General features: G+C 72.7%; 22 protein-coding genes and 1 tRNA gene. 10 read left to right on the top strand and 13 right to left on the bottom strand.

Translation table 11 applies throughout. The features are described from left to right. Positions 1 to 2: 2 nt before the first annotated feature. Complete coding sequence (locus tag ACIP98_RS22455) at positions 3 to 1,364, bottom strand: ABC transporter substrate-binding protein (protein WP_401977635.1); 1,362 nt, start codon at positions 1,362 to 1,364, stop codon at positions 3 to 5. Positions 1,365 to 1,521: 157 nt separating this feature from the next. Between ACIP98_RS22455 and ACIP98_RS22450 the strand changes: the two genes are divergently transcribed. The 3 genes from ACIP98_RS22450 (at position 1,522) to ACIP98_RS22440 (ending at position 3,435) form a co-directional block, all read left to right on the top strand. After that, complete coding sequence (locus ACIP98_RS22450; RefSeq protein WP_319661532.1) at positions 1,522 to 2,550, top strand: LacI family DNA-binding transcriptional regulator; 1,029 nt, start codon at positions 1,522 to 1,524, stop codon at positions 2,548 to 2,550. Between the two features lie 135 nt (positions 2,551 to 2,685). Then, positions 2,686 to 2,874, top strand: coding sequence for a hypothetical protein (locus ACIP98_RS22445; RefSeq protein ID WP_319661531.1), 189 nt, complete (start codon positions 2,686 to 2,688; stop codon positions 2,872 to 2,874). Between the two features lie 57 nt (positions 2,875 to 2,931). Continuing rightward, complete coding sequence (locus ACIP98_RS22440) at positions 2,932 to 3,435, top strand: pyridoxamine 5'-phosphate oxidase family protein (protein WP_319661530.1); 504 nt, start codon at positions 2,932 to 2,934, stop codon at positions 3,433 to 3,435. A gap of 7 nt (positions 3,436 to 3,442) precedes the next feature. Here ACIP98_RS22440 and ACIP98_RS22435 read toward each other — a convergent pair whose 3' ends face one another. Continuing rightward, positions 3,443 to 4,219, bottom strand: coding sequence for an isocitrate lyase/phosphoenolpyruvate mutase family protein (locus tag ACIP98_RS22435; protein WP_401977634.1), 777 nt, complete (start codon positions 4,217 to 4,219; stop codon positions 3,443 to 3,445). 126 nt (positions 4,220 to 4,345) lie between these two features. On the opposite strand from ACIP98_RS22435, the gene ACIP98_RS22430 reads away from it, so the two are divergent. Then, positions 4,346 to 4,558, top strand: a complete 213-nt coding sequence (locus tag ACIP98_RS22430; RefSeq protein ID WP_401977632.1) for a hypothetical protein — start codon at positions 4,346 to 4,348, stop codon at positions 4,556 to 4,558. Between the two features lie 126 nt (positions 4,559 to 4,684). After that, entirely contained in the window at positions 4,685 to 5,479 is a 795-nt protein-coding gene (locus ACIP98_RS22425; RefSeq protein WP_319661527.1) for an SAM-dependent methyltransferase, read from the top strand. A 246-nt stretch (positions 5,480 to 5,725) separates the two neighbouring features. Here ACIP98_RS22425 and ACIP98_RS22420 read toward each other — a convergent pair. The 3 genes from ACIP98_RS22420 to ACIP98_RS22410 form a co-directional block, all read right to left on the bottom strand. Beyond that, positions 5,726 to 5,798, bottom strand: a tRNA-His gene (locus ACIP98_RS22420). Positions 5,799 to 5,889: 91 nt separating this feature from the next. Then, the gene (gene orn, locus ACIP98_RS22415; protein WP_319661526.1) at positions 5,890 to 6,501 is read right to left on the bottom strand and encodes an oligoribonuclease; all 612 of its coding nucleotides are present in this window, start codon (positions 6,499 to 6,501) and stop codon (positions 5,890 to 5,892) included. A 5-nt stretch (positions 6,502 to 6,506) separates the two neighbouring features. Next, positions 6,507 to 7,772: a helix-turn-helix domain-containing protein gene (locus ACIP98_RS22410; RefSeq protein ID WP_401977696.1), complete on the bottom strand. Its 1,266-nt coding sequence runs from the start codon at positions 7,770 to 7,772 to the stop codon at positions 6,507 to 6,509. A gap of 944 nt (positions 7,773 to 8,716) precedes the next feature. On the opposite strand from ACIP98_RS22410, the gene ACIP98_RS22405 reads away from it, so the two are divergent. Together ACIP98_RS22405 and ACIP98_RS22400 are read left to right on the top strand one after the other, a co-directional pair. Then, entirely contained in the window at positions 8,717 to 9,238 is a 522-nt protein-coding gene (locus ACIP98_RS22405; RefSeq protein WP_319661525.1) for a universal stress protein, read from the top strand. A gap of 107 nt (positions 9,239 to 9,345) precedes the next feature. Next, positions 9,346 to 9,942, top strand: coding sequence for an acetate uptake transporter (locus ACIP98_RS22400; protein WP_319661524.1), 597 nt, complete (start codon positions 9,346 to 9,348; stop codon positions 9,940 to 9,942). 72 nt (positions 9,943 to 10,014) lie between these two features. Here the strand turns inward: ACIP98_RS22400 and glmS are convergent, their stop codons facing one another. From glmS to ACIP98_RS22370, 6 genes are all read right to left on the bottom strand, one after another. Then, positions 10,015 to 11,829 (bottom strand): glutamine--fructose-6-phosphate transaminase (isomerizing), encoded by a 1,815-nt coding sequence (gene glmS, locus ACIP98_RS22395; protein ID WP_319661523.1) that lies wholly within the window; start codon positions 11,827 to 11,829, stop codon positions 10,015 to 10,017. A 55-nt stretch (positions 11,830 to 11,884) separates the two neighbouring features. Continuing rightward, positions 11,885 to 12,160 (bottom strand): hypothetical protein, encoded by a 276-nt coding sequence (locus ACIP98_RS22390; RefSeq protein WP_319661522.1) that lies wholly within the window; start codon positions 12,158 to 12,160, stop codon positions 11,885 to 11,887. Positions 12,161 to 12,232: 72 nt separating this feature from the next. Then, positions 12,233 to 13,399 carry an acyl-CoA dehydrogenase family protein gene (locus tag ACIP98_RS22385; protein WP_319661521.1) on the bottom strand — a complete coding sequence of 389 codons (1,167 nt, stop codon included), beginning with the start codon at positions 13,397 to 13,399 and terminating at the stop codon, positions 12,233 to 12,235. 8 nt (positions 13,400 to 13,407) lie between these two features. After that, the gene (locus ACIP98_RS22380; RefSeq protein WP_401977630.1) at positions 13,408 to 14,331 is read right to left on the bottom strand and encodes a hydroxymethylglutaryl-CoA lyase; all 924 of its coding nucleotides are present in this window, start codon (positions 14,329 to 14,331) and stop codon (positions 13,408 to 13,410) included. A 26-nt stretch (positions 14,332 to 14,357) separates the two neighbouring features. Next, positions 14,358 to 16,364: a biotin carboxylase N-terminal domain-containing protein gene (locus ACIP98_RS22375; RefSeq protein ID WP_319661591.1), complete on the bottom strand. Its 2,007-nt coding sequence runs from the start codon at positions 16,362 to 16,364 to the stop codon at positions 14,358 to 14,360. 22 nt (positions 16,365 to 16,386) lie between these two features. After that, entirely contained in the window at positions 16,387 to 18,015 is a 1,629-nt protein-coding gene (locus tag ACIP98_RS22370; RefSeq protein WP_319661519.1) for a carboxyl transferase domain-containing protein, read from the bottom strand. A gap of 139 nt (positions 18,016 to 18,154) precedes the next feature. Between ACIP98_RS22370 and ACIP98_RS22365 the strand changes: the two genes are divergently transcribed. From ACIP98_RS22365 to ACIP98_RS22355, 3 genes are all read left to right on the top strand, one after another. Then, entirely contained in the window at positions 18,155 to 18,778 is a 624-nt protein-coding gene (locus ACIP98_RS22365) for a TetR/AcrR family transcriptional regulator (RefSeq protein ID WP_319661518.1), read from the top strand. Positions 18,779 to 18,819: 41 nt separating this feature from the next. After that, on the top strand, positions 18,820 to 19,977 hold the full coding sequence (locus ACIP98_RS22360; protein ID WP_401977628.1) for an acyl-CoA dehydrogenase family protein: 1,158 nt from the start codon (positions 18,820 to 18,822) through the stop codon (positions 19,975 to 19,977). Between the two features lie 97 nt (positions 19,978 to 20,074). Further along, positions 20,075 to 20,908: an acyl-CoA thioesterase II gene (locus ACIP98_RS22355; protein WP_319661590.1), complete on the top strand. Its 834-nt coding sequence runs from the start codon at positions 20,075 to 20,077 to the stop codon at positions 20,906 to 20,908. Positions 20,909 to 20,986: 78 nt separating this feature from the next. On the opposite strand, the gene ACIP98_RS22350 is transcribed toward ACIP98_RS22355, so the two are convergent. Both ACIP98_RS22350 and ACIP98_RS22345 read right to left on the bottom strand, forming a co-directional pair. Continuing rightward, positions 20,987 to 21,787: a phosphatase gene (locus ACIP98_RS22350; RefSeq protein ID WP_401977627.1), complete on the bottom strand. Its 801-nt coding sequence runs from the start codon at positions 21,785 to 21,787 to the stop codon at positions 20,987 to 20,989. Positions 21,788 to 21,906: 119 nt separating this feature from the next. Beyond that, positions 21,907 to 23,403 (bottom strand): PucR family transcriptional regulator ligand-binding domain-containing protein, encoded by a 1,497-nt coding sequence (locus tag ACIP98_RS22345; protein WP_401977625.1) that lies wholly within the window; start codon positions 23,401 to 23,403, stop codon positions 21,907 to 21,909. Positions 23,404 to 23,504: the final 101 nt, after the last annotated feature.

Raw genomic sequence — 23,504 nt, 5'->3', positions numbered from 1 at the left:
GGTCACTGGTCCAGCGCGTTGTCGATTTCCTTCTCGGCAGCCGCCCAGCCCTGCTCGGGGGACTTGCCCTGCTGCTCGACCTGGAGGATGCCGACGTCGGTGATGGCGGTGTAGATCTGCTGGTCCTTCGGGCCGATCACCAGGGTCGGGATGGTCTTGGCCGCGTCGGCGAAGATCGTGCCGATCGGGGCGTCGTCGAAGTACTCGTGCTTGGCGTCCTTGACCTCGGGCAGGTCGTAGGCGCCGGGCGCGCTCGGGAAGCTCGCCTGCTTGGCGAAGACCTTGGCCTGCTGCTCGGGGGCGGTCAGCCAGGCGGCCAGCTCGACGGCCTCCTCCTTGTGCTTGCCGGCCGAGGGCACGCCGACGAACGAGCCGCCCCAGTTGGCGGGCTTCGGTGCGGCGGCGACGTCCCAGTTGCCCTTGCCCGCGGCGCCGGACTTCTCCTGGATGTAGCCGAGCATCCACGACGGGCAGGGCAGGGACGCGAAGCGCGCGTTGGCGAAGCCCTGGTCCCAGGCCTTGTCGAAGAGCTTCAGCTTGGCGGTCATCTTGCCGGTGGCCGCCTCCATGGCGAGGTTCCAGGCGTTCTTGACGGCCGGGCTGGTCTTGTAGACGACCTTGCCGCTGCTGTCGTAGTAGCGCTCGGCGGCGCCGTTGCTGACGGCCTGGTAGAGGCCGGCCGCGGAGTCCAGGAAGGTCGTGCCCTTGGGGGCCTTCTTGGTGTACTGCTCGCCCGTGTCGACGTACTTCTGCCAGTCGCCGGCCCACAGTTTGCCCACCGCCTCGCGGTCGGTGGGCAGCCCGGCCTTCTGGAACAGGTCCTTGCGGTAGCAGATCGCCATCGGGCCGATGTCGGTGCCCAGGCCCACGGTCTTGCCGTCGGCGGTGGTGGCCTGCGCCCACTTCCAGTCGAGGAAGTTCGACTTCTCGACGCCGGCCGCCTTGGAGAGGTCCTCGAACTTCGCCGCCTGGGTGGTGACGATCTCGTTGATGTTGCCGACCTCGATGGCCTGGATGTCGCTCAGGCCGCTGCCGGCGGCGAGGTGGGTGAGGAGTTGCGGGTAGTAGGCGTCGTTCCGCTCGATCACGTTCTCCTTGATCGTGATCCCCGGGTGGGCCTTCTCGTACTCCTCGTACAGTCCGGCCTGCTTGTAGCCGAAGACACCGAAGGTGCCGACCGTGAGGGTGAGTTCGCCCTTGTCCGCGCTCTTGTCCGTGCCCTGTGACGTGCCTCCGCCGCCCGCCGCGTCGTCGCTGTCCTTGGAACAGCCGGAGAGCAGGCTCACTCCCAGTGCGGCCACAGCGGTCAGGGCGACGGCTGCGGTACGGCCTCGTGGCCGGTTCGACTTCCTTGTCGTGCGCATTCGGGTCCTCCGAGTACGTGCGGGAAGTGAAGGTGTTCGCTAGGGTGGGAGCGCTCCCATATGTGGTGTGTTGAAGAGTCTCGACTCCCCGATGAGGTGTCAAGGGAGCGGACGCTCTAAGTTGGCGCAGTTATCACCTCGTGATTGGGAGGCCGCAATGGTGATGGGCGGACGGCGCAGTGGCAGGCCGACGCTGGAGGAGGTCGCCGCTCGCGCCGGTGTGGGGCGCGGCACGGTCTCCCGGGTGATCAACGGGTCGCCGCGGGTCAGCGACCACACCAAGGCCGCCGTCGAGGCGGCCATCGCCGAGCTCGGCTACGTGCCCAACCGCGCGGCCCGGGCCCTGGCGGGCAACCGGACCGACGCCATCGCGCTGGTCATCCCCGAGGAGGAGACCCGGCTCTTCGCGGAGCCGTACTTCTCCGACATCATCCGCGGCGTCAGCGCCGAACTGGCCGACACCGACATGCAGTTGCTGCTCACACTGCTGCGGACCCCCAAGGAGCGGCAGCGCTTCGCCCAGTACCTGGGCGCCCACCGGGTGGACGGCGTCCTGCTGGTCTCGGTCCACGAGAACGACCCGCTGCCCGACCTCCTGGACCAGATGGAGATGCCCACGGTGCTCAGCGGCCGCCGCTCCGACCGGGAGTCGGTCGCCTACGTCGACTCCGACAACGTCGGCGGTGCCCGCTCGGCGGTGGCGCACCTGCTCGGCCGCGGCTGCCGGGCGGTCGCCACCATCACCGGGCCGCTGGACATGTACGTCGCCCGCTGCCGCCTGGACGGCTACCGCCAGGCGATCGAGGACGCCGGGCTGGTCCCGGACGACGCCCTGGTCGCCCGCGGCGACTTCACCGAGGAGGGCGGCCGCGCCGCGATGCGCGCCCTGCTGGAGCGGCGGCCGGACGTCGACGCCGTCTTCGCCGCCTCCGACCTCATGGCGAGCGGCGCGCTGCAGGTGCTGCGCGAGCACGGCCGCCGGGTGCCGGACGACGTGGCGCTGGTCGGCTTCGACGACTCCGCCGTGGCCCGGCACACCGACCCGCCGCTGACCAGCGTGCGCCAGCCCATGGAGGAGATGGGCCGCACGATGGCCCGGGTGCTGCTGGAGGAGATCGGGGCCGCCACCGCGACCCGGCGGCACGTCGTCCTCGCCACGGAGCTGGTGCGCCGCGAGTCGGCGTGAGCCCAGGACCGGGCCCCGGCGTCCCGCCGCGGGCGGGGTGACCCCCGCCACAGTGAGGAGGGTCACGGTGTGATATCGCCCGGCGGGGGGCTCGGCCGGGGCTCGCTGTCGGACCCGGCCGATAACATCACGGGTATGTCACCGACCGTTTTGGACCGTCGATCCGTCGAGGCCGCCAACGAAGCAATACGGCGGTACGTGGCGGGCCGGCGTACCTGGTCGCGCGCCGAACTGGCCGAGCTGGACCGCCTGCGGGCGATCTGGCAGGCCGCCCGTCAGGGCCACGGCCGCGGCCGCACGCAGGGCCGCAAGAGCGAGGAGTAGGACCCCTCCCCGGCAATGCCGACACAAGATGTCGGGTATGCCGGGGAGCATCGTCGTATGACGACACGCTGGGCGGACCTCGAGGCGGCGGAACCCGGCCTCGCCGAGGCCGTGACCACACGATTCAGCCCCTACAAACACCATGTGCTCGCCACGCTGCGGGCCGACGGCTCCCCGCGGGTGACCGGCATCGAGGCCGAGTTCCGGCTCGGGGAGCTGTGGTTCGGCATGATGCCGAACTCGCGCAAGGCCCTCGATCTCCGCCGCGACCCGCGCTTCTCGCTCCATGTGAACCCCGGTCCCGGCACCTCCATGGACGGCGGCGACGTCCGGATCAGCGGCCGCGCCGTCGAGGTCACCGACCCCGCGGCCGTCGCCCGCTTCACCGGCGAGGTGACCGTGCCGGAGGGCCCGTTCCACCTGTTCGCCGCCGACCTGACCGAGGTCGTGCGGACGTACGTCGACGACCCCGACATCGTGCTGGAGGTGTGGCGGCCGGGCCGCCCGGTGCGCACCCTGCGGCGCGGCAACGACGAAGGGCCCCCGCGCGAGGCGGGCTGAGCCCCGGTCAGCCCGCGAAGGGACTGCCGCCGTCGCGCACGGTCGCGACCAGGTCCGCGAGGTGCCGCAGGGCCGCGGTGTGGAGCTGGTGGCCGTAGCTGATCCGGGCGACCCCCAGCTCCGCCAGCCGGGACGTGGCGGGACCGCCGGGCCGGGCCAGGACGTTGACGGGGCGTCCGCCGGCGGCCGTGACCAGGGTGTGCGTGGTCTCCTCGTCCAGCGGGCCGAAGGGGTACACGCAGTCGGCGCCCGCCTCGAGGTAGAGCCGCACCCGCCGGGCGGCCTCCGCGGTCCGCTCCCGCGCCGGCGTCCGCGCCCGCACCAGGACGTCGGTGCGGGCGTTGATCACGAGGTCCGGGTCGGCCGCGCGGACGGCGGCGAGGAAACCGGCCTGCTCCCCGGCGTCCACCAGGCGGCCCGTGCGCGGATCGGTGTCCTCCAGGTTGCAGCCCACGGCCCCGGTGGCGGCCAGCCGCTCGGTGAACCGCGCGGGGCCGAGCCCGTAGCCGCGCTCCATGTCCGCCGTCACCGGGACCCCGACCGCCCGCACGACGCGCGCGACCGCGGCCAGCATGTCCGCCGGCGGCATCACCTCCCCGTCGGGGTGACCCAGGGACGCCGCCACGGGCGCGCTGCCGGTGGCGACCGCGGGGAATCCCGCCTCGGCCACCACGCGCGCCGAGGCGGCGTCCCAGACGTTGGGCAGGATCAGCGGCCGGCCGGGTACGTGCAGCGCGCGCAGGCGGGCGGCGAGCCCCGCGCGCGAGGTGTCCGAGGTGCTCATGGACTCCACCGTAAGCAGGCCGCGGCCCGGTCGTCCGGCCCAATCACGGGCCGCCCGGGCGGGCCACCTGGCGGGGCGGGCGGAGCGGCGGGTGCGCCCGGGGCGGGTCTGCCGCAAGCTGGAAGGGTGACCGCCGACACCCCCATCGTCGTCTCCCCCGTCCACGAGGGGGACCCGCCGTTCCGCATCGTCCAGATCGGCGGTGAGACCGTGGGTATCGCCCACGACCTCCTCGACGTCGTCCGCCTCGCCCACGAAGCCGGCATCGCCCACGTGGATCTCGACGACCCGGCGGTCGTGCGCTGGGTCAGCGGCGCCAAGTACCACTGGAAGCCCTGAGCGGCGCCTCCTCACGCCGTGCCGCACGATGATCAACCGGGGCCGTGCTCCGTGATGTTGATGTGCGAAGCTGTCGTCTGCCGTCCGCGGGCCGGGAGCCGGGACGGCCGTCGAGAGGAGCGCAGCGTGAGACAGGACGGCTTCCGCGCCGAGGAGATAGACACCAGCAGGCCACACCCTGCGCGGATCTACGACTACCTGCTGGGCGGCAAGGACAACTACGAGGTGGACCGCCACGCGGGCGACGAACTCGCCGCCGCGGCACCCGAGGTGAGGATCGGCGTGCAGGCCAACCGGGGCTTCCTGCAGCGCGCGGTCCGGCACGTCGTCGGCAGCGGCGTCCGCCAGATCCTCGACATCGGCACCGGTCTGCCCACCTCGCCGAACGTGCACGAGATCGCGCAGGAGACCGCGCCGGACGTGCGCATCGCGTATGTCGACAACGACCCGATCGTGAACACCTACGCCAGCACGCTGCTCAGCCGCCCCGGCGCCACCAGCGTCGTGCTCGCCGACCTGCGCGACCCGCGGGCGCTCGTGGACCACCCCGACGTCCGCAAGGTCATCGACTTCGACGAGCCGGTCGCCCTGCTCCTCGTCGCCGTCCTGCACTTCCTCACCGACGCGGAGAAGCCCGGCGAGATCGTGGCCACCCTGCGCGACGCGCTCCCGGCGGGCAGCTTCCTGGTGCTCTCGCACGCCACGGGCGACTTCGCCGACCGCAGCGAGGCCCAGGCCGTCTACAACAACGCCACGGCCTCCTTGAACCTGCGCTCCCGCCCCGAGGTCGAGAGCTTCTTCGACGGCTTCGAACCGGTCGAGCCCGGCGTGGTCCAGGTCCCCTTCTGGCGCCCGGACACCGAGCCGTCCCCGCGCTCCGGCGAGATCGGCTTCTACGGCGGCGTGGCCCGCAAGGCGTAGCCCTCGGGGCACCGGCCGCCCCGACCGGCCTCTGAATCGCGTCCGCGCGGTTCAGAGGCCCTTTGCGCAGGAAACCGGACAGGACCTCGCCCGGCACGCAGCGGCATCGCGTCAGGAGTCCTCCGTGGGCCACGGGAACGACGGACGGTCCGGGGAACTCGTCTCCGTCTGGGCCACCCGGCCTCGCCCATGAACGCCATGAAAAAGGCCCGGCCTGCTTCCGCAGGCCGGGCCTTTTTCCATCAGGGTGAGTGACGGGACTCGAACCCGCGGCATCCTGGACCACAACCAGGTGCTCTACCAGCTGAGCTACACCCACCATGACCGGCGCTTGTGTTTCCTTCGCACCGGCCGAGGAAAAGTGTACAGGGTCCGGGAGGGTGCTCGCGCCTACGTTTCCCGCGGGTCGGTCACTTCGCCGTTTCCGCAGGCAGGACGTGCTTCGCGGCGATGGCACGGGCCGTGTCCGTGTCGGGTCCCGGCTGGGGGACGAAGACGGCCTCGCGGTAGTAGCGCAGCTCCGCGATGGACTCGCGGATGTCGGCGAGCGCGCGGTGGTTGCCGTTCTTCTCGGGGCTGGCGAAGTAGGCCCGCGGGTACCAGCGGCGGGCCAGCTCCTTGATCGAGGAGACGTCCACGATGCGGTAGTGCATGTACTGCTCGAGCGTCTGCATGTCCCGGGCGAGGAAGCCCCGGTCGGTGGAGACGGAGTTGCCGCACAGCGGCGCCTTGCGGGGCTCGGAGACGTACTGGCGCACGTAGTCCAGGACGAGCTTCTCGGCCTCCTCCAGGGTCACCCCGCCGTCCAGCTCCTCCAGCAGCCCGGAGGCGGTGTGCATCGTGCGGACGATGTCGGGCATGCTCTCCAGCGCCTCCGCGGGGGGACGGATGACGATGTCGACCCCCTCCCCGAGCACGTTGAGCTCAGAGTCGGTGACGAGTGCCGCCACCTCGATCAGAGCGTCCTGGGCCAGGGAGAGCCCGGTCATCTCGCAGTCGATCCACACCATCCGGTCGTTCATACGTCTCACCCTACGGGGCGATCCCGCGGAGCAGGCATAGCCGCGTTCCTACCACGTCCGTCCCGGCCGTCACGGGGGCGCCGCAGCGGGTGCGTCTCGCGCGCGTCGAAGCGGCTGCCGGCCTGTTCGGGTATGCGGGCGTACGTGTCGGGGTCCTGCTTGAGGATCCCGCTGCTGGCCGGCGGCCCGCCCTGGCCGGGGATGGGGAGCACGCCGGCGGCGCGCTCGGCCCCCTGCGGGGAGCCGCGGCGCGGCGCGGGCACGGGGCCGCCGGACGGCTCGTGGCCGCGCGGGTCCTTGGCGGCCGCGGGTGCGTCGGGTTCGTCGTGGGGGCGCCGGGCGCGGAAGGCGGCCCGGTAAGAGGCGGGGGAGGAGCCGAGCTGCCGGCGGAAATGGCCGCGCAGCGCGACGGGGGAGCGGAAGCCGCAGCGGGCCGCGACCTCGTCGACGGAGTAGTCGGAGGTCTCCAGCAGGCGCTGCGCCTGCAGGACGCGCTGGGTGATCAGCCACTGCAGGGGGGCGCTGCCGGTCAGGGTGCGGAACCGGCGGTCGAACGTGCGGCGGCTCATGTAGGCGCGGGCGGCGAGGGTCTCCACGTCGAACTGCTCGTGGAGGTGCTCCAGGGCCCAGGCGACGACCTCCGCGAGGGGATCGCCCCCGATCTCCTCCGGTAAAGAGCGGTCCAGGTGCCGGGGCTGGCCGCCCCAGTCGCCCCGGCGCGGCGGTACGACCAGCCGGCGGGCCAGCGCGTTGGCCGCCTCGCTGCCGTGGTCGGTGCGCACCACGTGCAGGCACAGGTCGATGCCCGCGGCGGTGCCGGCGCTGGTGAGCACGTCGCCGTCGTCGACGAACAGTTCGCGCGGGTCGACGTGGACCGAGGGGTAACGCTTGGCGAGCGTCGGCGCGTACATCCAGTGCGTGGTGGCGGGGCGGCCGTCCAGCAGCCCGGCGGCGGCGAGCACGAAGGCACCGGTGCACAGGCCGATGATGCGCGCGCCCTCCTCGTGGGCGCGGCGCAGGGCGTCCAGCGCCTCGGGGGGCGGCGGTTGGGAGATGGAGCGCCAAGCGGGAACGACGACCGTCCCGGCCCGCGAGAGCGCCTCCAGCCCGTAGGGCGCGGACAGTTCGAGCCCGCCGGTGGTGCGCAGCGGACCGTCCTCGCCGGCGCAGACCAGCAGCCGGTAGCGGGGCACCCCGGCGTCCTGGCGGTCGATGCCGAACACCGACAGGGGAATCGAGCTCTCGAAGATCGGGCCGCCGCTGAACAGCATGACGGCCACGACCTCCTGACGGCGGCGCGCCGACAGTTTGCGGGGCGCGCGTCCGGCCGCGGCGGCGGACGGGCCGGCCGTCACGGCGGGAAGTCCCGTGACGTTCGGGAGGCCGTGGGCGCCCGCAGGCCCCGACGTCACGGAAGCCCCCGAAGGCACGGACAGTGCGGTGGACATACCGGCGGCCGACTGGATCTCCGCCATGGTGCCGGTCCTGGACTCCTGGTTCATGGAGCTGGGGCCCCCCTCGGTCGACTCGTCCTCTCGGTCCTGCACGGATCCCCCGCCGTTGTCTCTCAAGATCGAATCTACTGGGTCGGTTGCATCCGCCATGGCAAGTTCACCACCTGGCGGTATGTCGACATGACCACGTGGCGTGAAGCATTCGATCACGAAGCGTTCCGCTCGTGAAGTGTGCCTCGAAGCGGTGGACAGGCGCACAAGGGCTGTGCGCCCCCTCATTCCGGTTCCCCACCGGCGGTAGGGCGGTTGGCGGTGGTGTGTCCCAAGTGGCCTTTGCCACAGTGAAGTTGGCTGAAAATGAGGGGGAACGCTGCGCGCGCCCCAGGTCAGCGCCCCGTGGTGCGCCCCCTGGATGGCTGATGAACGAGTGCGCCCCCAGGCCCCGAACGAGGCCTGAGGACGATTCCGGATATGGCCGGTGGCGGACAGGCCGGGACATCGCCGGGAGGGGCGACTTGTCCGGTTGGCGACGTGGCGTTGCGCTCGGCGCCGCGCTCCGGCATTCTCCTGGAAACTCCGGGGTAAGGGGACGCTGTGAGGGTCCGCGCACCTCTGTGCAGTGGACCGGGGCCGCCGTACTCTGGAGTCAGCGGGAAGGGCAGCCCCTTATCGGTCGAAATCCGGCCGGTCCCGCGGCCCCCGCACTGTTGTTGTCCGCCCACTCGGTGCCACCGGCGCCGACCTTGCCGAGAAACCGCATCATGGCCGGTTACGAGCTCCCCGAGCCCGCCGACGGAAAGCCGCTCGCCGAATCGGCGGCGGTACCCCAGGCGGCCTCCGAGCTGCGCGCTGCCTGCGACCCCGCCTTCAGGCACGGGGTGGTGGTCGGCTTCGACGGCTCCCTGTCCAGCGAGCGGGCGCTCGCGTACGCCATCGGCATGGCACGCCGGTCGGGTTCCGCGCTGATCATCGTTCACGTGGCCAACCGCCTTCCGGCCACCGTGTGGGCCGGCTGCGAGCCCCCCGTCTTCGTCGACGTACCCGACCACCGCACCGAGGTGCTCGGCCTCGAACTCGCCTGCGCCGACCATCTGTCGGAGGTGCCGTGGATCCTGGTCGAGCGCGGCGGGGACATCTGCCACGAGCTGGAGGAGGTCGGCCGGGAGTACGAGGCCGACGCCATCGTGGTGGGCGGGACGCACGGGATCATCGGCAAGATCTTCGGCTCCGTCGCCGGACGGCTCGCCCGGCGTGCGCAGCGGCCTGTCGTGGTCATTCCATAACGATTCGGCGCCAGTTGCCGTGAATGTCGGCTCCGAGGGATTGCTTGTGCCCTTGTGAAGGGTATCTCACCTGCAGTTTCTTCCCTCGAACACGAAGGGGGCCGGCGGTGGACAACGACGTCTCCACGGCACGTACAGCGGGAGCCGGCGCAGCGGCTCTGGGATATCTGGCACTCGGCCTGACACTGATCGCCTTCGGGCTGTTCAGCACGGGCGTCATCGACAACGCCGCGGCGGCGGACGCCGCGCGGCTCGCGCTCTTTGTCGGCGGCATCACCCAATTCGTCGCGGGCATGTGGGAGTTCTACGGCGGCAACGGCTTCACGGGCACCGCATTCGCCTCGCTGGGCGCCTTCTGGGTGACCTGGTCGGGAGGGTCCGGCGCGGGTGCGAGCAAGGAGGTCGTCGGGCTGTTCATGCTCCTGTGGGCGCTGCTGGCACTCACCCTCACGATGGCGGCCTGGCAGATGGGCGGCGTGGCGCAGGCGGCCTTCGGACTGCTGACCGTCTCCGCCGCACTGTCCGGCATCGCCGCCCTGGCCTCCAACGGCGGACTCGGCAAGGTGGCCGGCTGGGTCGGCCTGGCGGCCGGCGTGGTCGCCTGGTACGGCGGTACGGCACTGCTCACCAACGCCGCCTGGGGCCGCCGGGCCCTGGCGGACGGCTGGCGGCTGGGCGTCCCGCACCGCGGCCACGCGGCCTGACCCACCGGTACGGACGGGCCCCCCGCGCCCTGTGGCGCGGGGGGCCCGTCCGTGTGTGCTGGGGCACCGGCCCTACTCCACGGTGACCGACTTCGCGAGGTTGCGCGGCTTGTCGATGTCCCGGCCCAGCGCCAGCGCCGAGTGGTACGCCAGCAGTTGCAGAGGGATGCCCATCAGCACCGGGTCGAGCTCCGGCTCGTTGCGCGGCACGACGATGGTGTGGTCGGCCTTCGCCTCCACCTGGTGCGCCACCGCCAGGATGCGGCCGCTGCGGGCCTTGATCTCCTCCAGCGTCGCCCGGTTCTTGTCCACCAGCTCGTCGTCCGGGACGATCGCCACGGTCGGCACCGACGGTTCGATGAGCGCCAGCGGGCCGTGCTTGAGCTCGGACGCCGGGTAGGCCTCCGCGTGCACGTAGGAGACCTCCTTGAGCTTCAGCGAGGCCTCACGGGCGACCGGGTAGCCGCGCACGCGGCCGACGAACATCATGCTCTTGGCGTCCGTGTACTCCGCCGCCAGCTTCTTGATCTCGTCCTCGCCCGCCAGGATCTCCTCGATCTGGCCCGGCAGTTTCCGCAGGCCCTCGATGATCCGCCTGCCGTCCGCGACCGACAGGTCGCGGATCCGGCCGAGGTGCAGGGCGAGCAGCGCGAAGGCGACGGCCGTGTTGGTGAAGCACTTGGTGGACACGACGCAGACCTCGGGGCCCGCGTGCACGTACATGCCGCCGTCGGTCTCCCGGGCGATGGCGCTGCCGACCACGTTGACCACGCCCAGCACGCGGGCACCCTTGCGCTTGAGCTCCTGGACGGCCGCCAGGGTGTCGTATGTCTCGCCGGACTGGCTGACGGCGATGTAGAGCGTGTCCGGGTCGACCACCGCGTTGCGGTAGCGGAACTCCGAGGCCGGCTCGGCGTCGGCCGGGATGCGGGCCAGCTCCTCGATCATCTGGGCGCCGATCTGGCCCGCGTGGAACGCCGAGCCGCAGCCGAGGATCTTCACCCGGCGCACCGCCCGCGCCTCGCGGGCGTCGAGGTTCAGCCCGCCCAGGTGGACGGTGGAGAAGCGGTCGTCGATCCGGCCGCGCAGCACGCGGTCCACCGCTTCGGGCTGCTCGGCGATCTCCTTGTGCATGTACGTGTCGTGGCCGCCGAGGTCGTAGTTCTCGGCCTCCCACTCGATGGTGGTCGGCTCGGGCGACGTGCGGTTGCCGGCCGTGGTGTACGTGCGGTAGTCGCCGGCGGTCAGGGTGGCCATCTCGCCGTCGTCCAGGGTGACCACCTGGCGGGTGTGGCGGACGAGGGCGGCGACGTCGGAGGCGACGAGCATCTCGTGCTCGCCGATGCCGAGCACGACGGGGGAGCCGTTGCGGGCGACGACGATGCGGTCCGGGAAGTCGGCGTGCAGGACGGCGATGCCGTACGTGCCCTCGATGCGCGACAGGGCCTGCTGGACCCGCTCCTCCAGCGTCGCCGCCTCGGAGCGCGCGATGAGGTGGGCCAGCACCTCGGTGTCGGTCTCGGAGGCGAAGACGACGCCGTCGGCGGTCAGCTTGGCGCGCAGTTCCGCGGCGTTGTCGACGATGCCGTTGTGGACGACGGCGACCTTGCCCTCGGTGTCCAGGTGAGGGTGGGCGTTCTCGTCGCTGGGGGCGCCGTGGGTGGCCCAGCGGGTGTGGGCGATGCCCGTGGTGCCGGCGAAGCGCTTGGGGACGCGGGCCTCCAGCTCACGTACCCGGCCCTTGGCCTTGACGGCCTTCAGGCCGCCGGACTTGCCGGTGATCACGATGCCCGCCGAGTCGTACCCGCGGTACTCCAGCCGTTGCAGGCCTTCCAGCAGCAGCGGCGCGACGTCACGCCTGCCGATGTATCCGACGATTCCGCACATGTTCGTTGTCCCTCCCGATCGTGGCGCGGCCCGAATGCCGTGGAGCGCCGGCGGGTCAGCCGTAGACGATGCGGCGCAACTGCCGCAGCGAGAACTCCGGTGGGGCCACCGCGCGGTGCGGCAGCTCGGCGGTGATCCGTTCGAAGATCTCCGCGTTCTGCAGCCCCTTGGACTGCAGCTCGCGATGGCGCCGCCGTACGAAGTCCTCTGCCGTCTCGTCGAAGTACGCCAGGACGTCCAGGACCACCCGGGCGGCCTCGCCGCGGCTCATCGGCGTGGTCCGCACCAGGTGGTCCACCAGGTCGTCGTGGGGCGTCCGGCGTTCGAGCACCGCTCGATAGTGCGGGAGGGACGGGAGGGTTTGCAAGAATCCTGCCCGATATCGGGCAGGGACCGGGGGAAACTACGCCGGAAGGCCGAGCTCGCGCGCGATCAGGATGCGCTGGACCTCGCTGGTGCCCTCGCCGATCTCCAGGATCTTGGAGTCCCGCCACATGCGGGCGACCGGGTACTCGTTCATGAAGCCGTAGCCGCCGTGGATCTGCGTGGCCTCCCGGGCATTGGTGACCGCGCTCTCGGAGGAGAAGAGCTTGGCCATCGCCGCCTCCTTCTTGACCGGCTCCCCGGCCACCAGCCGGGCGGCCGCGTCCCGCCAGGCGAGCCGGGCGGTGTGGGCCCGCATCTCCATGTCGGCGATCTTGAACTGGATCGCCTGGTTGGTGCCGATCGGGCGGCCGAAGGCGACCCGCTCCTTGGCGTACGCCAGCGACTCGTCCACACAGCCCTGGGCCAGGCCGGTGGCCAGCGCGGAGATCGCGATCCGGCCCTCGTCCAGGGTGCGCAGGAACTGCGCGTAGCCCCGGCCCCGCTCGCCCAGCAGGTTGGCGGCGGGCACCCGGCAGTCGGCGAAGGACAGCTCCCGGGTGTCCGAGGCGTTCCAGCCGACCTTGCTGTACTTCTTGGACACCGTGAATCCGGGCGTGCCGGACGGCACGATGATCGAGGAGATCTCCGGGCGGCCGTCCTCGCCGCGTCCGGTGACCGCGGTGACCGTGACCAGGGCGGTGATGTCCGTGCCCGAGTTGGTGATGAAGCACTTGGTGCCGTTGATCACCCACTCGCCGGTGGCCTCGTCCAGGCGCGCGGTGGTGCGCGTGCCGCCCGCGTCCGAGCCGCACTCCGGCTCGGTCAGCCCGAAGGCGCCCAGCTGCTCGCCCGCGGTCAGGCGGGGCAGCCAGGTCCGCTTCTGCTCCTCGGTGCCGTAGCGGAAGACCGGCATGGCGCCGAGGGAGACACCGGCCTCCAGGGTGATCGCCACCGAGGAGTCCACCCGGGCCAGCTCCTCCAGGGCCAGGCAGAGGGCGAAGTAGTCGCCGCCCATGCCGCCGTACTCCTCGGGGAAGGGCAGCCCGAACAGGCCCATGCGGCCCATCTCGCGGACGATCTCGTAGGGGAACTCGTCCTGCTCGTAGAACTCGCCGATCTTCGGAGCTACGACGTCGTGCGCGAACTCCTCGACCGTGCGGCGGAGTTCCTCGTACTCGGCGGGGAGCCGGTGGGCGGTCGTCATGGCAGTGATCACTCCTGGTGGGAGAGGGCGCGGACGGTGCGGGAGGGGCTGGGTCGGCCCAATTGACCGGCCATCCACACGCTGGTGGCGGTGAGACGGCCGAGGTCGACGCCGGTCTCGATGCCGAGGCCGTCGAGCATCCAGACCAGGTCTTCGGTGGCGAGATTGCCGGTGGCGCTCTTGGCGTACGGGCAGCCGCCGAGACCGCCGGCGGAGGCGTCGACGACGCCGACGCCCTGCCGGAGGGCGGCCAGGGTGTTGGACAGCGCCTGGCCGTAGGTGTCGTGGAAGTGCACGGCGAGCCGGTCGACGGGCACGCCCAAGCCGGCCAGGGCGTCCAGCAGGGCCACCACGTGGCCGGGGGTCGCCACCCCGATGGTGTCGCCGAGGCTCAGCTCGTCGCACCCCAGGTCGTACAGGCGGCGGGCGACGGCGGCGACCTGGCCGACCGGCACCGCGCCCTCCCAGGGGTCGCCGAAGCACATCGACAGATAGCCGCGCACCTTGGCCCCCGCCTCGCGGGCACGGGTCACCACCGGCGCGAACATCTCCAGGGACTCGTCCACCGTGCGGTTGAGGTTGGCCTTGGCGAAGGACTCCGTGGCGCTGCCGAAGACGGCGACCTCGCGCACGCCCAGGGCGAGCGCCCGCTCCAGGCCGCGGTCGTTGGGCACCAGCACCGGCAGCCGCACGCCCTCGCCGAGGTCGTCCAGCAGGGGCATCAGCTGCTCGGCGTCGGCCAGTTGGGGCACCCACTTGGGGTGCACGAAGCTCGTCGCCTCGATGGTCGTCAGCCCGGCGTCGGCCAGGCGGTGCACGAACTCCGCCTTCACCTCGGTCGGCACGGTGGTCTTCTCGTTCTGCAGCCCGTCGCGCGCGCCGACCTCGTGGATGCGCACCCGGCGCGGGAGCCCGTCCAGGGGCAGGGACATGGGCAGTCCAAGGCGTTCGCCCGCCATCACTTCGCCTCTTCCTGGTGCGGGTCCTGGTGCGGCGTGACGACGGCGAGCACCTGGTCCATGGCGACCGTGCTGCCCGGGCTCACGTCGATCTCGGTGACCGTGCCGTCGTGCGGGGCGGTGATGACGTGCTCCATCTTCATCGCCTCGACCACCAGCAGGCTCTGGCCCGCGGTGACCTCGTCGCCCTTGGCGACCTTGACCACGGTCACCGTGCCGGGCATGGGCGCGGCGAGGGTGTCCACCCCGCCGGCGCCCGCGCCGCCGCGCAGCGCCGCCTCGACGGGGTCGTACGCCTGGACGTGCCAGCCGTCGCCGTCCCGGCCGAGCCACTCGCCGGCGTGGTCGAAGGCATGCGTGACGCCGTCCCACTCCACCGTGATCCGCGGGCCGCTCCCGGCGACGAGCCGGGCCCGCACGGCGGGGGCGTCACCGACGCGCACCTCGGCGTCGCCCGCCCGGCCGCGCACCTGCAGCGCGACCGGCTCCCGTCCCGCCACGCGCAGCCAGTGCGGCGTCCACGCGGGCTCGCCGCCCAGCCGCCAGCCGTTCGGCACGGAGAACGGGTCGGTCCACGACCGCGCCGCCGGCTCCAGCGCCGCGTGCCGCAGCAGCGCCGCCGCCGCGTAGACCTCCGCGGGCACCTCGGCCGGCACGAGCCCGGCCAGCTCGCGGTCGATCAGCCCGGTGTCCAGCTCGCCGGAGACGACCTGGGGGTGCGCCAGCAGGCGCCGCAGGAAACCGGTGTTGGTCTCCAGGCCCAGCACGCTCGTCCCGGCGAGCGCCGCCCGCAGCCGGCGGAGCGCGGTGGCGCGGTCCGGGCCGTGCGCGACGACCTTGGCCAGCATCGGGTCGTAGGACGTGCCGATCTCGCTGCCCGCGGTCAGACCGGAGTCGACGCGGACGCCCTCACCGGTGGGCTCGGCCAGTGCCAGCACCGTGCCGGCCGAGGGCAGGAAGCCCCGCGAGGGGACCTCCGCGCAGATCCGCGCCTCCACGGCGTGGCCGCTGAGCGCGATGTCCTCCTGGGCGAGGGGCAGCCGTTCGCCTGCGGCGATCCGTACCTGCCACTCCACCAGATCCAGCCCGGTGACGAGTTCGGTGACCGGGTGCTCGACCTGGAGCCGGGTGTTCATCTCCATGAAGCAGTACGCGGCCGGATCGGCGCCGGGGACGATGAACTCCACCGTGCCCGCGCCGACATAGCCGCAGGACAGTGCCGCCTGCACGGCGGCCGCGCCCATGGCGGCCCGGGTCTCCTCGTCCAGCAGGACGGAGGGGGCCTCCTCGATCACCTTCTGGTGGCGGCGCTGCAGCGAGCACTCGCGCTCGCCGAGGTGGACGACATGGCCGTGGCCGTCGGCGAGCACCTGGATCTCGATGTGCCGGGGGCGGTCGATCCACCGCTCCACCAGCAACGTGTCGTCGCCGAAGGAGCCGCGGGCCTCGCGCCGGGCGGCCGCGATCTCCTCGGCGAGCAGCGCCTCGTCGCGCACCAGGCGCATACCCTTGCCGCCGCCGCCGGCGGACGGCTTGAGCAGCACGGGGGTGCCGATCTCCAGGGCGGCGGCGGTCAGCTGGGCATCGGTCAGTCCGCTGCCGCTGCTGCCGGGCACCACCGGTACGCCGGCCGCCTGGACGGTCTCCTTGGCGCGGATCTTGTCGCCCATCAGCTCGATCGCGCGGGCGGGCGGGCCGATGAAGACGAGCCCGGCGCCCTCGCAGGCGCGGGCGAAGGCGGCGTTCTCGGCGAGGAACCCGTAGCCGGGGTGGACGGCCTGGGCCCCGGTGCGGGCGGCCGCCTCCAGCAGCCGCTCGGCGGACAGGTAGCTCTCGGCGGCGGCCGCCGGACCGATGCGCACGGCGGTGTCCGCCTCGCGCACATGGCGGGCGTCGGCGTCCGCGTCGCTGAAGACGGCGACCGAACGCACCCCGAGCCGCCGCAGGGTGCGGATGACCCGGACCGCGATCTCGCCGCGGTTGGCGACCAGGACGGTGTCGAACATCTGCTCAGTCACGGTCGTCCCCCTACATCCGGAAGACGCCGTAGCCCGGCGCCTCGGGATCGCGTTGCGGAATGGGCGCGTTGGCGCAGGCGGTGAGGGCGAGCCCGAGCACCTGGCGGGTCTGCAGCGGGTCGATGACGCCGTCGTCCCACAACCGGGCCGTCGCGTAGTACGCGTTGCCCTGCTCCTCGTACTGCGCCCGGATCGGGGACTTGAAGCTCTCCTCGTCCTCCCGCGCCCAGGTGTCGCCGGCCGCCTCGATCTGGTCGCGCTTGACGGTGGCCAGCACGGAGGCCGCCTGCTCGCCGCCCATGACGGAGATCTTGGCGTTGGGCCACATCCACAGGAAGCGAGGCGAATAGGCGCGCCCGCACATCGAGTAGTTGCCCGCGCCGTAGGAGCCGCCGATGACGACGGTGAGCTTGGGCACCCGGGTCGTGGCGACCGCGGTCACCATCTTGGCGCCGTGCTTGGCGATGCCGCCGGCCTCGTACTGCCGGCCCACCATGAAGCCGGAGATGTTCTGGAGGAAGAGCAGCGGGATGCCGCGCTGGTCGCACAGCTCGATGAAGTGCGCGCCCTTCTGGGCGGATTCGGAGAACAGGATGCCGTTGTTGGCGACGATGCCGACCGGGTGGCCGTGGATGCGGGCGAAGCCGGTCACCAGCGTCGTGCCGTACTCGGACTTGAACTCCGCGAAGCGGCTGCCGTCGGTGATGCGGGCGATCACCTCGCGGACGTCGTAGGGGGTGCGCGAGTCGACCGGGACCGCGCCGTAGAGGCCCGCGGGGTCGACGGCGGGCTCCTCGACGGGCGCGACCGTCCAGGGCAGCGCGCCGCGGGCGGGCAGGGTCGCCACGATGTTCCGTACGATGCGCAGGGCGTGGGCGTCGTCCTCGGCCAGGTGGTCGGTGACGCCGGAGACCCGGGAGTGGACCTCGCCGCCGCCCAGCTCCTCGGCGGTCACGACCTCACCGGTGGCGGCCTTCACCAGCGGCGGCCCGCCCAGGAAGATCGTGCCCTGGCCGCGGACGATGACGGCCTCGTCGCTCATCGCGGGCACGTAGGCGCCGCCGGCCGTGCAGGAGCCGAGCACGGCCGCGATCTGCGGGATGCCGCGCGCGGACATGGTGGCCTGGTTGAAGAAGATCCGGCCGAAGTGGTCGCGGTCGGGGAAGACCTCGTCCTGCTTCGGCAGGAAGGCGCCGCCGGAGTCCACGAGGTAGAGGCAGGGGAGCCGGTTGTCGAGAGCGATCTCCTGCGCGCGCAGGTGCTTCTTGACCGTCATCGGGTAGTACGTGCCGCCCTTGACCGTGGCGTCGTTGGCGACGATCACGACCTCCCGGCCGGAGACCCGGCCGATCCCGGCGACGACGCCGGCGGCCGGGGCCTGCCCGTCGTACATCCCGTCGGCGGCCAGCGGCGCCAGCTCCAGGAAGGGCGATCCGGGGTCGAGCAGTCCGTCCACGCGGTCGCGGGGGAGCAGCTTGCCGCGCGCGGTGTGCCGGGCGCGGGCCTTCTCCCCGCCGCCGAGGGCGGCCGCGGCGAGCTTCTCGCGCAGTTGCGCGGACAGCTCCGCGTGCGCCTTGGCGTTGGCGTGAAAGGCCTCGCCCGCCGGATCCGCGGCGCTGGCGAGAACGGGTGCTTCCATGTCGCGGGCCCCCGGGTGTTAGCGGTCGTTAACTGTGATGTCCCCTACGTTAGCGGTCGTTAACACCACTGTCTAGAATATGAGGACCACGAGATCGCGGGGGCGGCCGGACGCCGGACGCCGCCCGGAAAGGTGCGGTGTGGAGCCCACGAGGACGGCCGCCAGGGCGGCGAGCGGCAGACGCGACCAGATCCTGCAGGAGGCCGCGCGGCTCTTCGCCGAACGCGGGTTCCACGGCGTCGGTGTGGACGAGATAGGGGCCGCCTGCGGCATCAGCGGCCCGGGCCTGTACCGGCACTTCGCGGGTAAGGACGCGATGCTGGCCGAGCTGCTCGTCGGCATCAGCGGCCGGCTGCACGCGGCCGGCCGGATGCGCGTCGCCGAGGCGGGCGACCCCGCGGCCGCGCTGGACGCGCTGGTCCAGGGCCACATCGACTTCGCCCTGGACGACCGGGCGCTGATCATCCTGCACGACCGGGAGCTGGACCGGCTGCGCGAGTCCGACCGCAAGCTGGTGCGCCAGCTGCAGCGCCAGTACGTCGAGCAGTGGGTCACCGTCGTCCGCCAGGTCCACCCGGGGGCCGCGGAGGCCGAGGCGCGGGCGGCCGTGCACGCCGTCTTCGGGCTGCTCAATTCCACGCCCCACCTCGGTCCGCACGGCGGGCTTCCGGGACGGGCGGCGACCGCCGTGCTGCTGCACCGGCTGGCCCTGGGCGCCTTTGCGGCTCTGGACAGTCCGCGCGACCGGGAAGTAACTTACTGAGCGCTTGCTTATTCACGCTCGGTCTGCAGAGGAGGCGCCAAGTGCGTCGCACGGTATTCAACGAGGACCACGAGGCGTTCCGGGAGACCGTCCGGGACTTCATCGCCCGCGAGGTCGTCCCGGTCTACTCCCAGTGGGAGGAGGCCGGCTACCCGCCCCGCGAGTTCTACAACCGCCTCGGCGAGCTGGGCATCTTCGGCATCGAGGTGCCGGAGGAGTACGGCGGCGCCGGTGTCACGAGCTGGAAGTTCAGCGCCGTGGTGACCGAGGAGACCGCCCGCGCCGGCGTCAGCTTCGGCAGCAGCGGCGTGCACACCGGCCTGGTGCTCCCGTACCTCCTGGAGTTCGCCGGCGAGGAGCAGAAGAAGCGCTGGCTGCCGGACTTCATCAGCGGCGACATGATGACGGCCATCGCCATGACCGAGCCGGGCACCGGCTCCGACCTGGCCGGCATGACCACCAACGCCAAGCTCTCCGAGGACGGCACCCACTACGTCCTCAACGGCGCCAAGACCTTCATCACCGGCGGTGTCGTCGCCGACCGCGTGCTCGTGGTCTGCCGCACCGCGCCCGCCACCCCGGAGGACCGCCGCGGCGGCCTGTCGATCCTCGTCGTCGACACCAAGAGCGAGGGCTACGCGGTCGGCCGCAAGCTGGAGAAGATCGGCCTGCGCACCTCCGACACCGCGGAGCTGTCCTTCACCGACGTCAAGGTGCCCGTCGAGGACCTGCTCGGCGAGGAGGGCAAGGCCTTCTCCTACCTGGCCCACAACCTGCCGGTCGAGCGCCTCGCCATCGCGGTGGGCTCCTACGCGCAGGCCGACGCCGCCGTCCGCTTCGCCACCCAGTACGTGCGCGACCGCAAGGTCTTCGGCAAGGCCGTCGCCGAGTTCCAGAACACCAAGTTCGTGCTCGCCGAGTGCGCCTCGGACGTGGACGCCATGCAGGCCGTCGTCGACCGCGCGCTGGAGGCCCACGAGCAGGGCGACTTCACCGCCGCCGACGCCGCGCGTGCCAAGCTGTTCTGCACCGAGACGGCGGCCAAGGTCATCGACCGCTGCCTCCAGCTGCACGGCGGCTACGGCTACATGCTGGAGTACCCGATCGCCCGCCTGTACGCGGACAACCGCGTGCACCGCATCTACGGCGGCACCAGCGAGGTCATGAAGTCGATCATCGCCAAGTCGATGGGCCTGTGACCGAGCGGTCCGCCGCCCGGCCCGAGAGAGCACCGTGACCAACGCAAGTCTGCAGTCCCTGCTCGATCTGCTCGACCTCGAGCGGATCGAGCAGGACATGTTCCGCGGCACCAGCCGCTGGGCCGTCGTCCCCCGCGTCTTCGGCGGCCAGGTCGCCGCCCAGGCGCTGGTGGCGGCCGGGCGCACCGTGCCCGAAGGGCGCGACGCGCACTCCCTGCACGCGTACTTCCTGCGCATGGGCGACCCCGGCGCGCCGATCGTCTACCAGGTCGACCGCATACGCGACGGCCGCTCCTTCACCACCCGGCGCGTCGTGGCGGTGCAGCACGGGCAGCCGATCTTCCACCTCTCCGCGTCCTTCCAGACGTACGAGGAAGGCCTGGAGCACCAGGAGCCGATGCCGGCCGCCCCGGACCCGGAGACCCTGCCCACCGGCGAGGAACTGCTGCGGTCGCACGCCGACCGCTTCCCCGACCCCACGGTGGTGGACCGTCTCCTGGAGGCGCGTGCCGCCGTGGACCTGCGCTACGTGGACGACCCGCCGTTCCTCGCCCATGAGCGCGGTCCGCGCGAGGCCCGCTCCCAGGTGTGGTTCCGCACCGACGGCAAGCTCGCTGACGACCCGCTGCTGCACGTCTGCCTGGCCACCTATGTGTCGGACATGACGCTGCTGGACTCCGTGCTCCTGGCGCACGGACGCGGCGGCTGGGCGCTCGGCGACGTGGTGGGGGCGAGCCTGGACCACGCCATGTGGTTCCACCGGCCGTTCCGTGCGGACGAGTGGCTGCTGTACGACCAGCAGAGCCCGTCCGCCTCAGGCGGCCGCGGGCTCGGCACCGCCCGCATCTACACCCGGGACGGACGGCTGGCCGTCTCCGTCATCCAGGAGGGCCTGGTCCGGATCCCGCGCACCTCCTGGTCCCGGCGGTGAGGCGGAGCCCGCACCATGGAGCCGCTCTCCGGCCTGCCCCATGGTGAAGGACACCGCGGGGCGTCGCCGGGACGGGCGTCAGGCCGGGCGGTTCAGGCCGGCGGCGTCCAGCAGGTAGCCGGTCATCGGGTCGTAGAAGCGCGGGTCGGTGACGTGGTCGTCGAGCGGGACGGTGACGGAGACGGTGCCCTCGGCCTCGGCGAGGAAGAGCGCCGGGTCGTTGCAGTCGGCGAAGCCGATCGCGGTGATGCCGCGCTGCCCGGCGCATCCCGCCCAGCCGTGGTCGGCGACCACCAGGTCGGGCAGCGGCAGGTCCTGCGCGGCCAGCGCGTCCAGGACCGCCGCCATGGGGGCGGGGGAGTGGGTGTGCCACAGGGTGGCGCCGCGCTCCAGCATCGTCACGTCGCAGAACTGGAAGACCCCGCCCTCCTCCGTGGACAGGCCGCCGGGGACGGCCATCACCTCGCAGCCGGCGGCGCGCAGCGCGGCGGCCAGTGTGCGGTGGACGTCCAGCAGGCCGCCGGGGTGGCCGGTGGCGAACAGCACGCGCTGCCCGTCCTCCACGGCCTTGGAGAGCACGCGGGCGGCCCGCTCGAGAGCGCTGATGGTGAGCTCCGGATCGATGGTGTCCTGCCCGGAACGGAACTCCGGGTCGGCCACGACGCCGCAGCGCTCGGCCATGACCGCGAGCACGGCCTCCTCGTCCGTCCATCGGTCGCCGAGTTCCAGGCCGAGCCAGTAGTGGCGGTCGCCCGCGGCGAGCCGGCCGTAGTGGGAGCGGTTGTTCTCGCGGGGGGTGGCGACGTCGCCCGCTATGCGCGTGGCGACGAGGTGGTCGGCGAGTTCCTGGCGGGAGGGCACGGTGACATGGGGCAGCATGCCCTCATTCTCCCGTGCCGTCGAAGCTCCGTGCGGCCGGGATGCGATCGACGCCGAGGCGTGACCTCCTGCCGGGGCGTCAGGAATCCGGGGGCGCGGGCCGTCCCCGGGCGTTCCGTTCACAGCCAGCGCAGCGCGAACCACAGCTCCATACGCACGTCCGGGTCGTCGGGATCGACGTCCAGCGCGGTGGCGGCGCGGCCGATCCGCTGCCGCACGGTGTTGCGGTGCACGCCCAGGGCGACGGAGGCGCGGTCCCAGCTGCCGTGCAGCCCGATCCAGGTGCGCAGCGTCTCCAGCAGGGCGGGGGAGCCGGCGAGGGGAGCCAGTACCTCGCGCGCCCGCGCCCTGGCGTCGTCCGGGGCGACCAGGTCCGCCATCCCGCCGTCCGCGCCCCGGTGCCGCACCAGTGCGCTGCGGCCCGCGACGGCCCGGCGCGCCGCGCCCGCCGCCTGGCGGTCGCCCTCGTCCAGCGCGGCGGCGGACACCGGGGCGCTCACTCCGAGCGTCCAGCCGGGCTGCGCCGCGACCTCGCGGTCCGCGGGCAGCAGCAGGCGTACCGCCTCGCCCCCGGGATCCAGCAGGGCGGTGCCCAGGGCGGAGCCGAGGGCGGCGGCCGCGGCCTGGTCGGCGGGCGCGCCGCGGCGCAGGGCGTGCACGACGAGCCACGGCTCGTCCGGTCCCAGCAGGGCGGTGGCCTCCTCCGGCGCCGCGCCGAGCAGCAGGCGCACCAGTGCGGCCGACCGCGCGGCCTCCGGCGCCCCCAGGTGCGGCCCGGTGAGCAGGGACAGCAGGACGGCCGCCACATTGGCCACCGCGTGGTCGGCCGGGTCGGGGTGCGAGGAGGCCAGGACGAGGGCCGGCCGCTCACCGGGGCCCCCGCCGGCCAGGGCGTAGGCGGACAGCCGTGTCCCGCCGTATGTGTCGGTGGCCGAGGACGGCGGACGGGCGGAGGCGGCGGGGCCGACCACGCGGGCCAGCCGGTGGGCCGCCTCGCGGCTTCCCGGGTCCGGCGCGGTGCCGGCGGTGTACACCTCCGAGCCGTCCGGTGCGACGAGCGCCGCCCAGGCGTCGAGCCGCCGGGCCAGCCGGCGCAGCACGGCCGGGACGGGGTCGGGGCGGGCGGCCGCCGCGGCGAGCGCCTGCTGCGCCTCCGTCACGTGCCGCAGCTCACGGGTCCGCGCCTCGCCCATGGCCTGCCAGACGGCGCGGGCCACGGCCGTGAACGGGGTGCGCGGCGGCACCTCCACCAGCGGCAGCCCGTGGCGGTCGCAGGCCTCGGCCAGTGCCGCCGGGATCTTGTCGTGGACCGGGGCGAGGCCGAAGCCCAGCGCGGCGGCGCCGGCCTCCACGGTGCGGGCGACGTACCGGTGCAGATAGGGCCCGGCGTCGGCCCCGGCGGCGAAGTGCACCCCCGCGGTGAGCAGCAGTTCGCCGCCGAGGAGGTAGGGGACGGGGTCCTCCATCTCGCTGGTGTGCACCCACTGGACGCGCACATCCGCCTGTGCCGCCGGCGGTCCGGCCACTTGGCGCAGCCCGAGGTCGGGCAGGGCCAGCAGCGCGGACAGCGGGATCTGGGGCGTGAGCGGCACGAGGTCCTGCCGCGGGGACGTCATGTGCGTTCCCTCCATTCGGACCGGCTCATATGGAGGAAACGTACACTTAAGGGTCCCTTCGCGGCCACCTAGTGTCGCCACAGGCGGACGGCGGCCGGGCC

This window comes from Streptomyces sp. NPDC088354 (assembly GCF_044753585.1).
In the GTDB taxonomy this organism is placed as follows: domain Bacteria; phylum Actinomycetota; class Actinomycetes; order Streptomycetales; family Streptomycetaceae; genus Actinacidiphila.
This window is presented reverse-complemented; position numbering and strand designations above follow the sequence as displayed.